The organism is Aeromonas sp. TS_SC_11 (assembly GCF_057318915.1).
Map to the genome: position 1 here is coordinate 3,356,932 of NZ_CM170470.1, position 15,437 is coordinate 3,372,368.

The following is a 15,437-nucleotide window of genomic DNA, read 5'->3' on the forward strand; positions in this document are numbered from 1 at the left end:
AAGGCCAGCCGTCAAGCTGGCCTTGTTCGTGGGCGATCATCAAGGGTTTTTATCCCGGATCAATCCCGCGGATAACGGGCCCGATAGCGCTCGGCCATGGCGTTGGCCGCTATCATGGCGTTGTAAACATCCTGCTCGCTCACGGCCATCGGCATATTGACCATGGTGTCGAGGGGATCGCAGGCAAGCGCTGCCACCTTGCGCCACTCGCTCTCGATGAAACGGGTCAGCCCCATCTCCTGCAAGGTCATGGGCAGGCCGGCAACCTGGATGATGCGCATTACCTCATCGACCTCGGCCTGGGGGGCGCGCTCCAGCACCAGCTGGGTCAGCAGACCGAATACCACCTTCTCCCCGTGCTGTGCACGGTGCAAGTCAGGTACCACCGACATGCCGTTGTTGACCGCATGGGCTGCCGCCAGACCACCGGCCTCGGCGCCGACGCCACTCAGGTAGATGGTGGCTTCAATGATCTGCTCGAGCGCCGGTGTGGTGACATGATGGTGAATGGCATCCATCGCCATTTCTATGTTTTCCCCCAGCAGCTCATAGCAGAGCTTTGCCAGGCCAAGTCCGGTACGGGAGGGGCGCTTACCCACCAGGTTGATGCCATCGGCCCGATAGCAGGCGCGGGCCTCGAAATAGGTGGCCAGGGCATCCCCCACGCCAGCGGCGAAGAAGCGGGCAGGGGCCGCCGCTATGATGGCGGTATCGGCGATCACCACGTCCGGGTTCTGGGGGAGGAACAGGTAGCGCTCGAACTCGCCCGCCTGATTGTAAATCACTGCCAGCGCGGTACAGGGCGCATCGGTGGAGGCAATGGTGGGGAACAGCACAACGGGACGGCGCAGGTAGAAGGCAACCGCTTTGGCCACATCCAGGGTCTTGCCGCCGCCGATACCGACGATCACGTTGGCGCCCTGCTGTTCGGCGAGATCGCAGAGGCGACGGATCTCGATATCGGTGCATTCGTAGTTGAATTTCTCGACCCGTCCTTTCAAGCCCGCTTGCAGCAGACCGGCCAGCGCCTCTTCGCGCACCCGCTCCAGGATGAACTCATCGCTGACGAGCAGGGCGTTGTCGCCAAAATCTTTCACATGATCATGGAGTTGAGGCAGAAGGTCGTGACCTATGATGAACTTTTTGGGGGAGGTGACGGTACGAGGCAGAATAGGCATGCAGGATTCCTCAAGGCAGTGAGTGACACCCGTTAGGTATGCAAACGGGTCTTCCTGCCACACCATACGCCTCGCTCGCCATCAGGTGAAGGGGTAATGGCGCAGGCTCCTTGTCAAAATTAATCAACTGGCGTTTTTGATTGTTTTTTCAAAGGGGCGTGCCCTGCTTGAACAAGCGCGCCACGCCGCAGCACAAGGCGCCCTCCGCGGAAAGAGTGGGCGCCTTGCTTTCCCGGAGGGCATTCATCAGAGCTGCTTGAAGAAGAAGAGGGTGGCGGCCAGGGTACCGTCGGCATTGCGGGCAAAGTCCGGGATCTGGCCAACTTCCTGATAACCGAGCTGGCGATAGAGGCTGGATGCCACGTCGCCGACCCGGGTATCGAGCACCAGCAGGGTGCGTCCCTTATCCCGGGCGCCTTGCTCCATGGCAGCCATCAGGGCGCGGCCGACGCCCTTGCCACGGGCGTGGCTGTGCACCATCAGTTTTTCTACCTCGGCCCGGTGGCGGCCATTTGCCTTGGTGCAAAGCGCCAGTTGCAGGGCCCCGACCAGGTGGTGCTGCTCGAAGGCAACCCAAAGCCGACGCCTGCCCGCTGCCAGCTCAGTCTCGATCCCTTGCCAGTATCCCAGTCCCTGATCTTCTGTCAGTGGCGGCAAAAATCCCACCGAGGCGCCATTGGCCACGCTGTCTTGCAGCAGGGTGATGAGCGCAGGCTTGATGCCCAGGGTGGTATCAACCTCAACTATGTCCATCGAGAGTCCTTGTCAAACGTGGTCACGACAGCGGGTCTTGCCCGCTGCGGCTAAATGCACAGATACAATCCAGTGTCATCAGCATGACTGGTCAGACTCGCCTTTTCTGATGCCGATTTCAAGTCGGGCACCTCTGCAGGGTGCGCAGGATCACGCTTGTCCATCAGCCCCACCACGGGTCCATCAGCCACACGTCTTAGCGGATAATGTTTTGCTCTGCCAGCCAGGCGAACAGCAGGCGGGAAACGGGGGAGATTTGTTCGAGGTGGCGGCTATCGAGCCAGCGTAGTTCGGCGATCTCGGCCGAGGCAACAGGTGTACCGCTGGCCTCGCCGGTGTAACAGCGCAATCGGACCTGCACGCCTTCAGGCTTGCCATCGGCCTGGGCGCTGAATTCGCAGGCAAGGCGCAAGGTGTCGGCTTGCAGGGTCACGCTCAGCTCCTCCTCGATTTCTCGCATCAGCGCCGCTTCATCGCTCTCTCCCGCCTCGCGTTTTCCGCCGGGAATGTAGTAGATGGCCTTGCCGTGGGAACGGGCGCAGAGCAGTTGCTGATCCTTGAAGGTCAGCCAGGCGAGTTTGTCGATCATGAGGGCAGTCTCTCTGAGTTGAGGGTGAGGCTCTGCTCGCACAGGGTGCGATAGGAGCGGGTTTCGAGTTGCCTGGAGGAGAGGCCGAGCCGTGTGGCTAAATCCTGCAACTGCTGGCGATAGCTGGGCAGCAAGGTCTCGTCATCGGTCATGATGGCCAGCTCGGCAAAGTCGCCGAGCCCGTCCAAGTGATCCAGCGTGACGTGGAAAGGGCCGACAAAGTAGATGCTGCGCCGCTTGCTGATGGCCAGCACCTGCTGATAACCCAGGGTCTGCAGCATGCTCGCAGCCTTGTCTGCGTCCGTGATATTGACCGCCTCGCAGCGATCCTGCTCGGGCCCCTTGACGATCCAGAGCTTTATGCCGGAAGGCTGCATGGTACGGATCACCAGGCTCTTGCCCTCTGTGGCCAGGGTCGGTTCCGGTGTGTCGAAGTAGCTGTCCTGTTCCAGATTGTTTTCCAGCATGACTTCCGGATCCAGCGTCTTGAGCGTGGAGATGAAGGCGGGTCTGTCATCCAGTCGATATTTGAATTCGACTTCATAGCGGCCCTGAAAATGATCCTGTGACATTGAGGCTGTCCTTGTAAGCTGCTGGCGTTTGCTGGGTGGCAGCCTACCAAAGTTGAGGGGGTGGCCCAAGGGGTCAGCCTTGCTGGAGATGGAAACGCTCTGTTTCCCGTCGGGCTCGTTTGCGCTTTGTGATTTTCCAGCAGAGCGCTTTTCTGCAGGCGTGGCTGATCGGTGTATTGCCTTTGTCAGTGATCCGGCTGGCCGCCAGTCTGTCAGCAAGAGAGGGAATGAAAAACGGGTGTTAACAGGTGGTGAGTCCCTGGTTAGAGAGTCGCCAATGGGCGCCAAAAAGTTCGCGCTGGCGCACAGGATAGGGCGCCCGGACTGGGCGGGAACAGGCCCCTGTGGTTTAATCCTTGCCACTTTCGCGGTAGCTGCTCCCGCTTGATGGGCCAGCTACCCCCGCTTTGGCAAGATGCAGGTGATCAGATGCAAGTGACAGCAGAGAGCAAATTTATCGGACTCGGGGTGGCTGGCAACTTCGCCGGCCACCTGGAGCAGGCTGGAGAAGCCTCGGATTTCGTGGCTGTGGTGGTGCGTGATACCACAGCGCCCAAGGCGCTGTTTCCCTTCTATGTGCCGGGTCACCCGGGTCAGCTCGGCGTCTTCCCCCTGAGCGAGAAGGCCATCTTGCTGCCAGAGGCTGCGGTCAGTGGTGACGAGAAGGTGCAGATCGAGCCGGAAGTCGCGCTCTGGTGCGAGCTGGAGTACGCAGGTACCCAGGTGGTGGCCATCCATCCTCGCGCCTTTGGTGCCTATAACGACTGCTCCATTCGTCGTCCCAATGCCAAGAAGATCAGCGAGAAGAAAAACTGGGGGGAAGAGAGCAAGGGGCTGGCAGCCAATCTGCTGCCACTCACTGGTTTTACCGCGGGTTGCGAGCTTGATGACTATCGCATCGCCTGCTATCTGGAGCGTGACGGCGAGCAGTACGCTTACGGGGTAGACAGCGCCGCCGTTGATTACAGCTATTTTCATCGACAGCTGCTGGACTGGGCCATCGACAAGTTCAACCATCAGCAGGATGAAGGCCCGGCAGAGCATATTCAGGGGCTGCTGGCCCAAGCTGGCTACCCGTCCCATGCGCTCATCAGCATAGGCGCCACCCGTTATACCCCGTTTGGTGAGACCCACTTCCTCAAGCCAGGCGATACGTCCTGTGTGCTGGTCTATCCGGCCAGCCGTTATAGCGAAAGTGATATCCGCGAGGCCATTCGCACCCGTCAGTTCGGGCCGGATGTGTCAGCCCTGCTGCAAGCGGTCAAAACCCGCTAATTCCACCACCTTCCCCCGTGCTCGCGGGGGAAGGCTCGCCTTCTTGCCATTCCAATCCCGTCTTTTTTCGCTGTGCTTACATAACCTGATGATTTATTTTAACATTCAGCCTGTTTAGCAAGGGTGATAGAGACACATCATGGTAGAACTCAAAACGATCGGGCTGTTTCTGATCACGGCGGTGGCCGAAATCGTCGGCTGCTATCTGCCCTATCTCTGGCTGACACAGGGCCGAAGTGTCTGGCTGCTGCTGCCAGCGGGTTTGAGTCTGGTGCTGTTTGCCTGGCTGCTTTCACTGCATCCGACCGCCGCCGGCCGCGTCTATGCCGCCTATGGTGGCGTCTATATCTTTGTCGCCATCCTCTGGCTCTGGCTGGTGGACGGTATCAGACCCACACTCTGGGATCTGGTGGGTTCGCTGGTGGCCCTGCTCGGCATGGCCATCATCATGTTTGCGCCAAGGCCCGCTTAGGATTCGTGGGTGAAGTCGCGCCGGTAATCAGATCAGGAGGATCGCCATGGTGGTGATCAGAACGTGCAATGAACAAGACGTAGCAGGTTTGCTGGCCCTTTATCGGGAGCTGAGGCCCCATGATCCGCAGTTGGTTGAAGCCGAGGCGGCCCTTGCCTCCTTGCTGGCCCAATCCCATGTGCGGCTTATCGTCGCCGAGGTGGAGGGTCAGCTTGCCGCCACCTGCCAGCTGGGGGTGATCCCCACCCTCACCAACGGTAGCAGGCCGTTTGGCATCATAGAGCACGTGATCACGGCGGCCCGATTTCGGCGCCAGGGGCTGAGCCAGAAAGTGCTCGAGCAGGCGCTGGCCATCGCCTGGCAACAGGATTGCTACAAGGTGATGCTGCTGTCAGGGGAGGGACGTGAGTCGGCCCACCGCCTGTATGAAAAGCTGGGTTTCAAGGCCGGCATCGAGAAGGGATTCGTCATCAAACAAGTGGATGCCAAAGGCACAGCCGAGCCTCTCCGGTAAGGCTGTTCGTGCCACACAACAAGAGTCATGTCATGAAGATTGAACAAGCAAAGACGCGGGATCACTCGACCCTGATCAGCCTCTGGGAAGCCTCGGTGCGCGCCACTCACCACTTTCTGCCAGAGGCGGAGATTGATGTCCTCAAGCCGCTGATCCTGGAGCACTATTTCGCCGCCGTCGATCTGGTCTGTGCCAGGGACGAGACAGGTATCGCCGGTTTTTGCGGCGTGCACGATGGCAATCTCGAGATGCTGTTTCTCGCACCCGAGGCAAGAGGCCGTGGCATCGGACGGTTGCTGGTGGCCCATGCCATCAGCCGCCAAGGGGCAACCAGGGTGGACGTCAACGAGCAGAATGCGCAGGCGCTTGGCTTCTACCAGCGCATGGGGTTCGTCGTGACGGGGCGCTCGCCACTGGATGGCCAGGGCAAACCCTATCCGCTGTTGCATATGGTGCTGGCGGATTTCGAAAAGGTGTGATCTATCCCGCCAATAAAAAACCGCCTTTCGGCGGTTTTTTATTTTTCAGTGCGAACAGCTCATGGCCGGCCTTACTCCTCGTTGGAGTTGTCCTGATAGCTGTCGCGCTGGGCCCGGGGCAGGCGGCGCATCGGGGTGAGCCCTGCGTCCACGCCACCGCGATCCTTCTGGCGCGCCGGCGCCGGTTGCTTGCTGCCATCGGCTTTGGGCTTGCCCCTGCCTTTGGCGGGCGCCTTGGCATTGTGCTTGGCGTTGGCATGGCCGCGATCCCGCGGCGGGTTTTGTACCGGCTTGCTGCCCGGCAGGGTCTGGCGAGTCGGTTTGCCGCTTGGCTCATAACCGGCCAGGATCTCGCTCGGTATGCTGAGGCCGATCAGGGACTCGATGGCCTTGAGCTGATCCTGTTCATCCTGGCTGACCAGGGAGATGGCTTCGCCGCCACGACCGGCACGGCCGGTACGGCCGATGCGGTGGATATAGTCCTCAGCCACCTGGGGCAGCTCGAAGTTGATCACATGGGGCAGCTGATCGATATCGAGACCACGGGCGGCGATGTCGGTGGCGACCAGCACCCGCACCTTGCCTTCCCTAAAATCTGCCAGCGCCCGGTTGCGGGCACCCTGGCTCTTGTCACCGTGGATGGCGACGGTATTGAGGCCGTCTTTTTCCATCTGGTGGGCGAGGCGGTCGGCGATCTGCTTGGTGCGCACGAACACCAGCACCCGTTGCCAGTTATTGCGGCCGATCATGTGGGAGAGCAGCTCGCGCTTGCGCTCGCGGTCGACCTTGATGATGCGCTGGTTGACCTGCTCGGCCGTGCTGTTGCTCGGGCTCACCTCGATCAGGGTCGGGCTCTTCAGCAGGTCGTCGGCCAGCTCCTTGATCTCGTTGGAGAAGGTGGCAGAGAACAGCAGGGTCTGCCGCTCTTCCGGCAGCGCCTTCATGATGCGGCGAATGTCGGTGATGAAGCCCATGTCGAGCATGCGATCCGCCTCATCCAGCACCAGCACTTCCAGCTCGGTCAGGGTGAGGGCGCGCTGGGTCAGCAGATCCAGCAGTCGACCCGGGGTCGCGACCAGGATGTCGACGCCGAGCTTGATGGCCTCCAGGTTGGGCTTGATGCTGACGCCGCCATAGGCGATCAGGGTGCGAAACGGCAGGTGATGGGCGTACTTGATGATGCTTTCGCCCACCTGGGCGGCCAGTTCACGGGTCGGGGTCAGCACCAGGGCGCGTACCTGACGACGGCCACCACGGCCATGGTTGGCCATCAGACGGTGCAACATGGGCAGGGTGAAACCGGCCGTTTTACCTGTGCCTGTCTGGGCGCCGCCCAGCACATCCTGGCCTGCCAGCACAGCCGGAATGGCTTGCTGCTGGATGGGGGTTGGCTGTTCGTAACCCAATTCCTTGACGGCCCGCAGAATGTGCGGTGACAGACCCAGTTCGTTAAATGACATGTTCGAGAGAGACTCCTGAGGTGAGCCTTGGGCTCAACGAGTGACCGGCAGGCGCTGACGCCTGGCCTGTCACAACATAAGACGCAGCGGACCACCTGGGCAGCCAGCCACGACATAGAAAAGATAATGGGGGCGTAATATAGCAGATGTGCGGCCTGCACGCAGCAGCCGTGTCACTTGCCCGGGCCGCTGCGTGGGTCTGGTCCCGTGGCGAGGCTCAGAGCAGTGCGCTTATCTCGTCCAGCAGGCTCTCTGGCTTGGTCTGGGGGGCGAAGCGCTCCACCACCTCACCCTCACGGTTGATGAGGAACTTGGTGAAGTTCCATTTGACGTTTTCCAGCCCCAGCAGCCCGGGTTTTTGCTGTTTCAGCCAGCGATAGAAGGGGTGGGCGTGCTCGCCGTTGACTTCGCACTTGGCCATGATGGGGAAACTGACCGGATAATCCAGCGAGCAGAAGCGGGCGATTTCGTCCGCATCCCCCGGCTCCTGATGGCCGAACTGATCGCAGGGGAAGCCCAAGATCACCAGCCCTTTGGGTCCCAGCTGCTGATAGAGTGCCTCCAGCCCCGTGTATTGGGGGGTAAAACCACAACGGCTGGCCACATTGACCACCAGAATGACCTGACCTTGCAGGGCGGTGAGAGAGAACTCGGTACCATCGAGACGTTGCAGGGGAAGATCGGGCAGAGACATGGTGCACTCCAGAGAGGATGGGGCCCATTCAGGGCAGTGGTTATGCACGTTAACGGGCCCGGGATCCCGAGGCAAGCAGCAAGTGCCGGGTTTTCCTCCCCTCATGCATCCTTTTGTCGAGCCAGATCACAGGGCGGTGAGGCCGGTACGATAAAGGGCGCCTTCTGTGGCGGGATAGCGTATTGATGGTGGGACTTCTCAGGAGAAGCAAACTGGTTTGTGCTCAGGCCAGGAAGTCGCTAAAAAGCGCCCTCTCTCCACTTATTGCGAGCCAATCTTGGACTATCAAGCCGTCATGGATGCCATTTACACCCGGGGATGGGTGATTGTGGATGACTTTTTAACCGCCGTTGAGGTGGATGCCCTCAAAGCCTGTCTGCCCCATGCGTGGCATCCGGCCGGGATTGGACGGGAAAGTCTGCATCAGGGCAATCCCGATATTCGCCGTGATCAGATCCACTGGCTGGAGCCTTCCCTTGGCGCGCCAGTGGCGGACTATCTCGGTCGCATGGAGTCCCTGCGCCTCGCCGCCAACCGCCTGCTGATGCTGGGACTGTTCGATTACGAGGCCCATTTCGCCCGTTATCGCAGCGGGGACTTCTATGCCACCCATAGGGATGCCTTCGCCGGTCGCTCCAACCGTCGCCTCACCTCTGTCTTCTATCTCAATAACGACTGGCAACCGGAGGCAGGTGGTGTGCTCAGGGTCTATGACAACGACGAGCAGCTCTTGATGGATGTCTCTCCCAAGGGAGGGCGGCTGGTATTGTTCCTGTCGGAGGAGTTCCCCCACGAGGTACTGCCCGCCAATCGTGAGCGTTATAGCATAGCCGGCTGGTTTCGGGTCAATGGCAACGGCATGGGGCGCGTGGATCCGCCGCGCTGAGCCCTTTTCGTCCAATTTTTGACACAGGCAGGAATTTTTCAGGCTGTTGTCGGCGGATGGGGCTCCCATCGGCTGACAAGGCTTGATTTCCCTTGCTACACTGGCCCGCACTTGGCTTCGTCCGGTTTTTCAGTACGGTTGGATTATCAGATGGTCATGACGAGGCCGCTTTTCCCAAGGGATCACATCTAATGAAGAACATGCATGTCTTGCTGCTGTGCGGCGGCGGTGGCTCAGAACACGAAGTCTCTCTGCGCAGCGCCAATTTCCTTGAGCAACAACTCGGTTTGGTGCCCGGCGTCGAAGTGACCCGGGTCGAGATGTTTGCCGATCGCTGGCTCTCTGCCGATGGCCGCGAGTGCAAGCTGGGGCTGGACAAGCTGCTCTCGTTTGACAGCGTGGCCCGTCCGGTGGACTACGTGGTGCCCTGCATCCACGGCTACCCGGGTGAGACGGGCGATCTGCAATCCTTCCTCGAGCTGGCGGGCCTGCCTTATCTCGGTTGCGATGCCGAGGCGAGCAAGATCTGCTTCAACAAGATCAGCACCAAGCTGTGGCTCTCCGCCATCGGCATTCCCAACACCCCCTATCTGTTCCTGACCGAACAGAACGACGCCGCCCTGACCGAGGCAAAAGCCGCCCTGGCCAAGTGGGGCAAGGTCTTCATCAAGGCCGCCTCCCAGGGCTCTTCCGTGGGGTGTTATTCCGCCAGCAACGAAGCCGAGCTGGTGCAGGGCATCAAGGATGCCTTCGGTTACTCCGAGCAGGTGTTGATCGAAAAAGCGGTCAAGCCCCGCGAGCTGGAAGTGGCTGTCTACCAGTACGGTGACGAGCTCATTGCCACCTACCCTGGCGAGATCTGCGTGCCGCAGGACAAGTTCTACACCTATGAAGAGAAGTACAGCAGCGCCAGCCACACGGCGACCAGCCTCAATGCCGAAGGCCTGACTCAGGCGCAGGCCGATGCGATCCACGAGTATTCCCTCAAGGCGTTCCGTCAGCTGAAACTGACCCATCTGTCGCGCATCGACTTCTTCCTGACGGAAGATGGCGAGATCTTGCTGAACGAGATCAATACCTTCCCCGGCATGACCTCCATCTCCATGTTCCCGAAACTGCTGGAGCATCACGGCCACAGCTTTGCTCACTACCTCGAGCAGATCCTGCGCAAGCCCGCCTGACGGTTTGCCGAACACAACAGAGGGGCCCGCGGGCCCCTCTGTTGTTTGCAGCTTGTCCAGATCACATGGGATCAGGGGTGAACAGCCAGATATGCGCCCCTTGTGGATCCGCAATCAGGGCCATGCGCCCGACTTCCGGGATATTCAGGGCCGGCACCACCACGGATCCTCCATGCAGGCTGACTTTGGCCACCCTGGCGTCCACGTCATCCACTGCTATGTAGGTTGCCCAGTGCGGCGGTACGCCGGCCATATCGGGATTGCCCCGGGTGGCCTGCACTCCGGCGATTGGCCTGCCATTGGCAACCAGCATGGGGTAGTTGCCTCCCTCCATGGCCATGGTCTGGCTCTCCCAGCCAAGCACCTCGGTATAAAAGCGGATCCCGGCCTCGGCGTCCGGAACATAGAGCTCGTGCCAGGTGAAGGCCGTGCCTTCGGCCAGTGCATGCTCTCTTGCCATATCTTGTTCTGCCATCGTCGTCCTCCAGTGTCCCATGCGTGGGCGCATGGGTTGACGACCAAGTATAGAGAGGCGTGGCACCCCGGCTTGCCCCGGATGGGGGGCCTTGCTGCGCGGCGGACGGCTCGTTACAATCTGCCCCCCTTTTTTCCCGCAATGTGCACCGCCAGAGCCGCGCCCCCATGAAGCCAATCCCAGATCACGCCGTCAATCGCCTGCGCGTATGGCGCAAGAGCATCTCAACCCGTCCTTTTCTCGCCCGTGGTGGCACAGTGCCACGCTGCGAGGCATGCCAGTTGCGCTCTGACTGGTGCGCCTGCGAATGGCGGCCAGAGCTCAAGGCAGAAGCCGGCTTCTGCCTGCTGATGTATGACAGCGAGCCCATGAAGCCCTCCAACACGGGTCGCCTGATCGCCGACGTCCTGCCGGATACCACCTGGGCCTTTCTCTGGAAGCGCACCCAGCCCCATCCTGAGTTGCTGGCCCTGCTGGCCGATCCCGTCTGGCAGCCCTATGTGGTGTTCCCCGCGTGCGAGAAAAACCCGGCGCGAGTGACCGAACACGTGGCCTTGGCAAATGGCAAGAAGCCGCTCTTCATCCTGCTGGATGGCACCTGGCCCGAGGCACGCAAGATGTTCAACATGAGCCCCTATCTGGATGGTTTTCCCGTGTTGGCGGTCAAACCGGATGCACTCTCCACCTATGGCATGCGGGTCGCCAATTGCGACGAGCACCTCTGTACCGCAGAAGTGGCGGCCTGTGTGCTGGAGGTGGCCGGTCAGCTGCAAGCCGGACATGCGTTGCAGCTCTGGTTCAATCTGTTCAGCCGTCGCTACATGGCGGGCCGTGTCAGTCGGGCGCCCGGTGAGGATGAAGTACAGCTGCAACAGGCGTTGGCTGCGATCAAGGGCGGCGTACCAGCTGAGGCGATAGCTGATAGCGCCGCCTGATGGCGGGGAAGGGGAAAACAGGGTGAGACGAATAAGACTGATGAAAATATGGAATCAATTGGCTGCCACTGTTTCGTTAGCCTCATGAACCCACGGCCTTTAGGATAGCGGCCAAGTCAGCATGTCCGGCTTGTTTACACAGCAAATTCAACAAGGGCCCCTCTTTGGCGGGCAACCCTGTCTCGCGAGGTCTATGGATGGAATTGGAACTGTTTACCCTGCTCGCCCTGTTCGGGGTGGCGCTGATTGCCGGCTTTATCGATGCCATTGCCGGCGGCGGTGGCCTCTTGACCGTACCCGCCCTGCTGGCGACCGGCATGCCGCCGGCGCTGGTACTGGGCACCAATAAACTGCAGAGCAGTTTTGGCTCCTTCTCGGCCACCTGGTTTTATGCCCGCAAGGGGCTGCTGGAGTGGGCCATGATCTGGCCTGCGGTGATCTGCACCTTTATCGGTGCCGCCATCGGCACTCTGGCGGTGCAGACCATAGACGCCGCCATTCTGGAACGGCTCTTGCCCTTCCTGCTGATGGCGTTTGCCTGCTACTTCTTTTTCTCCCCCAGAGTGAGCGATGCAGAGAGCGCACGCCGCCTGACGCCCATGGTGTTTGCGCTGCTGGTGGGGGGCGGAGTGGGCTTTTATGACGGCTTCTTCGGCCCGGGCACAGGGTCGTTTTTTGCCATCGGCTTCGTGGCGCTGGCGGGTTTTGGCATGGCGCGGGCCACAGCACACACCAAGCTCCTGAACTTAACCTCCAACCTTGCCTCCCTGCTGTTTTTTGCCCTGGGTGGCAAGGTGGTGTGGAGCGTTGGTTTCTGCATGGCGCTGGGGCAGTTTATCGGTGCCCGTGTTGGCTCCAGACTGGTGCTGAAGAAAGGGGTCAAGCTCATCAAGCCCCTGCTGGTGACCGTCTCTGTGCTGATGTCAGCCAAATTGATGTGGAGCCAGTATCCCGAGCTGTTTGCCTGGATCCAGTGAGACGGCAGATCTGCTTATAAACCCGTGCTCTCTACTGTTTGCACGGGTTTATTGACTCGGCCCGCTGAAATGATGAAAGTGCCTGCGCAGCGCACTCACCAGCTGCGCAATGCGTTCCCGCTTCAGACTGCTCTGGCGATAGACCAGATGCAAAGGGCGCCCCAGCCCAGGCAAGGGGCGCGCCGTTTCCCCCTGTTCTCCCACTAGTGCCAGCAGACCTGCCGGCAGCAGCACAGGGCCTATGCCTGCCTTGGCGAGTTCTATCAGCGCCAGATAGGAGTCCAGCTCCATGGCTGGCACCAACCCCAATTGCACCAGCGGCTCGCGCAGATAGCGGTTGGAGGGGTTCTCCAGATCCATGGTCAGGATCTTGCGCTGATCTGCCGAAGGCGCCTCATCCTGATCGCTTCCCACCAGATAGAAGGGCTCCTCCAGCAATAGCTCGGCTCCCAGGCCATGGCCGGGAGGCAGGCGGCCGGCACAGATGCCGAGCAGGGCGTCGCCACTGCGCACCCGCGCCAGGATCACCGGGGTATGATGGGTGGAGAGGGCAATATGGGGATCGCGGCCCAGATAGTCGTGCATGAAGCGGGCGAGGTAGCCCGCCAGCAGGGTTTCGGAGCAGGCGATCGGCAGGGGAGTCAAGTCGGTGAGGGTCTGGCTGTCGGCCAGCACCCCCTTCATCTCGGCGAGACTCGGAGCCACCCGGTCGAGTAGCTCCCGCGCCTGGGGGGTGAGCCGGATTTGGCGGCCATCCGGCTCGATCAGCTTCTTGCCAAGGCGCAGCTCCAGCTGACCAATACGCTTGCTCACCGCCGACTGGCTGATGTAGAGGCGGCTGGCCACCTTGGCCATGGTGCCCTCGCTTGCCAGCAGGCTGAGTGTTTCCAATCCTTCCAGTAACATTAGGGCCCCTGGTGTCTCACCGTATATCGAATGGCGTTACCTTAGGGGCTGATGGCGTCAGGAGCAAGTGTCGTTCACCGCCTTGGCAGGCCGCCAGCGCCACTCCCGCAAGGGTGGGGAGAAGATCACCAGATTGCCGAGCAAGCTGATCACGACGCCCACCACTGAGACCGTCTGCCAGACAAATCCCTCATAAAACGTCGAGAGCGTGAGCGCTACCAGCGGGAACAGTACTGTGGCGTAGGAGGCCTTGCTGGCGCCAATCCTGCCCACCAGTGTGAGGTAGGCAGTGAAGGCGATGACAGAGCCGAACAGGGCGAGATAGACCATGGCCGCCAGATAATGGCCGTCGGTCGGTATGGTCAGGGATTGGCCGAGCAGGGTGACCCAGCCCAGCAACAGCACGACGCCGTATACCATGCCCCAGGGCACCAGTTGCAGCACGTGATAGCCGTGACGCTGGCCGCGGGCAGAGACCAGGTTGCCCAGCGAGAAGCAGAGGGTGCCGCCACAGGCCAGCAGCAACCCCTTCCAGCCGTTTGTGCCCAGTTGCGCATCCGCCAGCACGGGCCAGAACAACAGCAAGGTGCCAAGCAGCCCCAGCAAGGATCCTTGCAGCCAGCGCAAGTTGGGGCGTTTGCCCTCGAACAGCCAGAGATTGAGGCCGTTGAAGATGCTGGCACTGGCGAAGATCACCGCCGACAGGCCACTCGGTATGTAGAGGGTGGCGTGATAGAAGCAGAGAAAGTTGGTGGAAAAGAGCAGGGCGCCGAGCAGGGCCGCGTAGCGCTGGCCCGCCCAGGGCAGGCGGGGGAAACGGCCGCTGACGGTGAGCAGGGCAAACAGCGCAAGCGCAGCCAGCAGGAAGCGATAGAGCACGGACACCTCGATGGGAATGGGGCCGAGCTGCCAGGCGATAGCGATCCAGGTGCTGCCCCAGATAAGGACGGTGGCAAGATAGAGCAGGAGATTCATAACACATCCGGTGAAGTGGGAATGGGATGAACCACAGCATGGGGCGGGCCGGAGCGACTGGCTTGCACCATCTTGCGGTTATTTCAGCCGGGCCGCAGCGTTTGGCCCAGCGGCGCGGTAAGATGGCCGCAAGGCATGATGGGCGAGGCAGCAAGGTGCAACAGATAAGACAGGCGGGCGTATTCGATGCACTGGTCAGCACGGGAGCGCGGCTGGAAGACTCCTGCTGGCTGGAGCCGGGCCTTGGGGTGGCCAGCTGGCGCAACTGCTACGATCAGACCCGCTATCACAAGCCGGGTCACCATACCCTGAGCGTCTATTTGCAAGGGGGCGAGCAGACTGAGCGCCTCGATGGTCCCGGCGGCCATGGTGGCACCGGCAAGGTGTGCATCATGCCGGATCACCACAGATCCGAGTGGCTGGTGCGCGAAGAGTTCCGCTTTTTCCACCTCTACTTCACGCCGGCCCACCTCACCCGCATCGCCGAACAGGCCTGCGACAAGGAGGGGCGCCATCTGTTGCTGGAAGACAAGACCTTCATCGACGACCCGCAGGCGGCAGCACTGGTGCAGGCCCAGCTGATGAAACTGGAGTGGCAGCACGGCGTCGATCGCATGGCGCTTTCCCACGGCGTCTGGATGCTGATGCTGCATGCTTATCGCCACCACACCCGGGAGGCGCCGAGCCTGCCCGAGGTGCGCGGCGGCCTGGCACCCGGGGTGATCCGGCGGGTACAGGAGTACCTGCAAGCCCATCTGGCAGAGCCGGTTACCCTGGCTGAGCTGGCACAGCAGGCGAGCCTCAGCGAATATCACTTCGCCCGCATGTTTGGCCAGAGTCTGGGGTGTCCGCCCCATCGCTATCTGCTTGGGCTGCGGCTCAAACGGGCCAAGCAGTTGCTGGCAGGATCCGACTCCCTGGCCAGCATCGCCATCCTGTGCGGTTTCTCCTCCCAGGCGCATTTCGGCAATCGTTTTCGCGAGGCATTTGGCCTCACCCCGGGCCAGTGGCGTACACAATTGTCATCTTCTCGTCACAGATAACGCTGAGACTCTGGGCAAAAGAGGTGTACCATCTGCCACTTACCCATTGAAAGGAATGCCCATTGAATTATCG

General features: G+C 60.9%; 18 protein-coding genes. 9 read left to right on the forward strand and 9 right to left on the reverse strand.

Features of this window, described 5'->3' with window-relative positions:
• Positions 1-59: 59 nt before the first annotated feature.
• The 4 genes from AC1P02_RS15555 to cyaB form a co-directional block, all read right to left on the reverse strand.
• Entirely contained in the window at positions 60-1,178 is a 1,119-nt protein-coding gene (locus AC1P02_RS15555; RefSeq protein ID WP_096119580.1) for a glycerol dehydrogenase, read from the reverse strand.
• Between the two features lie 246 nt (positions 1,179-1,424).
• Entirely contained in the window at positions 1,425-1,931 is a 507-nt protein-coding gene (locus tag AC1P02_RS15560) for a GNAT family N-acetyltransferase (protein WP_277736321.1), read from the reverse strand.
• A 196-nt stretch (positions 1,932-2,127) separates the two neighbouring features.
• On the reverse strand, positions 2,128-2,520 hold the full coding sequence (locus AC1P02_RS15565) for an NUDIX hydrolase (RefSeq protein WP_277736322.1): 393 nt from the start codon (positions 2,518-2,520) through the stop codon (positions 2,128-2,130).
• Positions 2,517-3,092, reverse strand: coding sequence for a class IV adenylate cyclase (gene cyaB / locus AC1P02_RS15570; RefSeq protein WP_058394437.1), 576 nt, complete (start codon positions 3,090-3,092; stop codon positions 2,517-2,519). Before cyaB ends, AC1P02_RS15565 begins: the two co-directional genes overlap by 4 nt.
• Positions 3,093-3,521: 429 nt before the next feature.
• Here cyaB and AC1P02_RS15575 point away from each other — a divergent pair, with 429 nt between their 5' ends.
• The 4 genes from AC1P02_RS15575 (at position 3,522) to AC1P02_RS15590 (ending at position 5,832) form a co-directional block, all read left to right on the forward strand.
• Complete coding sequence (locus tag AC1P02_RS15575; RefSeq protein ID WP_219615643.1) at positions 3,522-4,367, forward strand: DUF5718 family protein; 846 nt, start codon at positions 3,522-3,524, stop codon at positions 4,365-4,367.
• A 139-nt stretch (positions 4,368-4,506) separates the two neighbouring features.
• The gene (locus AC1P02_RS15580) at positions 4,507-4,839 is read left to right on the forward strand and encodes a YnfA family protein (RefSeq protein WP_059167499.1); all 333 of its coding nucleotides are present in this window, start codon (positions 4,507-4,509) and stop codon (positions 4,837-4,839) included.
• A 46-nt stretch (positions 4,840-4,885) separates the two neighbouring features.
• The gene (locus tag AC1P02_RS15585) at positions 4,886-5,353 is read left to right on the forward strand and encodes a GNAT family N-acetyltransferase (protein ID WP_265431005.1); all 468 of its coding nucleotides are present in this window, start codon (positions 4,886-4,888) and stop codon (positions 5,351-5,353) included.
• A 32-nt stretch (positions 5,354-5,385) separates the two neighbouring features.
• Entirely contained in the window at positions 5,386-5,832 is a 447-nt protein-coding gene (locus AC1P02_RS15590) for an acetyltransferase (RefSeq protein ID WP_314926255.1), read from the forward strand.
• A 71-nt stretch (positions 5,833-5,903) separates the two neighbouring features.
• Here AC1P02_RS15590 and AC1P02_RS15595 read toward each other — a convergent pair whose 3' ends face one another.
• Entirely contained in the window at positions 5,904-7,292 is a 1,389-nt protein-coding gene (locus tag AC1P02_RS15595; protein ID WP_058394431.1) for a DEAD/DEAH box helicase, read from the reverse strand.
• 217 nt (positions 7,293-7,509) lie between these two features.
• Positions 7,510-7,986, reverse strand: coding sequence for a glutathione peroxidase (locus AC1P02_RS15600; protein WP_005311083.1), 477 nt, complete (start codon positions 7,984-7,986; stop codon positions 7,510-7,512).
• 277 nt (positions 7,987-8,263) lie between these two features.
• On the opposite strand from AC1P02_RS15600, the gene AC1P02_RS15605 reads away from it, so the two are divergent.
• Together AC1P02_RS15605 and AC1P02_RS15610 are read left to right on the forward strand one after the other, a co-directional pair.
• Positions 8,264-8,872 carry a 2OG-Fe(II) oxygenase gene (locus tag AC1P02_RS15605; RefSeq protein ID WP_219615645.1) on the forward strand — a complete coding sequence of 203 codons (609 nt, stop codon included), beginning with the start codon at positions 8,264-8,266 and terminating at the stop codon, positions 8,870-8,872.
• A gap of 191 nt (positions 8,873-9,063) precedes the next feature.
• Positions 9,064-10,053: a D-alanine--D-alanine ligase gene (locus AC1P02_RS15610; RefSeq protein WP_485182619.1), complete on the forward strand. Its 990-nt coding sequence runs from the start codon at positions 9,064-9,066 to the stop codon at positions 10,051-10,053.
• A 61-nt stretch (positions 10,054-10,114) separates the two neighbouring features.
• Here the strand turns inward: AC1P02_RS15610 and AC1P02_RS15615 are convergent, their stop codons facing one another.
• Positions 10,115-10,528, reverse strand: a complete 414-nt coding sequence (locus AC1P02_RS15615; protein ID WP_485182620.1) for a VOC family protein — start codon at positions 10,526-10,528, stop codon at positions 10,115-10,117.
• Between the two features lie 167 nt (positions 10,529-10,695).
• Between AC1P02_RS15615 and AC1P02_RS15620 the strand changes: the two genes are divergently transcribed.
• Both AC1P02_RS15620 and AC1P02_RS15625 read left to right on the forward strand, forming a co-directional pair.
• On the forward strand, positions 10,696-11,463 hold the full coding sequence (locus AC1P02_RS15620) for a tRNA-uridine aminocarboxypropyltransferase (protein WP_485182621.1): 768 nt from the start codon (positions 10,696-10,698) through the stop codon (positions 11,461-11,463).
• Between the two features lie 197 nt (positions 11,464-11,660).
• Positions 11,661-12,440, forward strand: coding sequence for a TSUP family transporter (locus AC1P02_RS15625; RefSeq protein ID WP_005311090.1), 780 nt, complete (start codon positions 11,661-11,663; stop codon positions 12,438-12,440).
• Between the two features lie 48 nt (positions 12,441-12,488).
• Here the strand turns inward: AC1P02_RS15625 and AC1P02_RS15630 are convergent, their stop codons facing one another.
• On the reverse strand, positions 12,489-13,346 hold the full coding sequence (locus AC1P02_RS15630; RefSeq protein ID WP_309940799.1) for a LysR family transcriptional regulator: 858 nt from the start codon (positions 13,344-13,346) through the stop codon (positions 12,489-12,491).
• 57 nt (positions 13,347-13,403) lie between these two features.
• Positions 13,404-14,321 (reverse strand): DMT family transporter, encoded by a 918-nt coding sequence (locus tag AC1P02_RS15635; protein ID WP_485182622.1) that lies wholly within the window; start codon positions 14,319-14,321, stop codon positions 13,404-13,406.
• 122 nt (positions 14,322-14,443) lie between these two features.
• On the opposite strand from AC1P02_RS15635, the gene AC1P02_RS15640 reads away from it, so the two are divergent.
• Complete coding sequence (locus AC1P02_RS15640; RefSeq protein WP_435301710.1) at positions 14,444-15,364, forward strand: helix-turn-helix domain-containing protein; 921 nt, start codon at positions 14,444-14,446, stop codon at positions 15,362-15,364.
• The last annotated feature ends 73 nt before the right edge of the window (positions 15,365-15,437 follow it).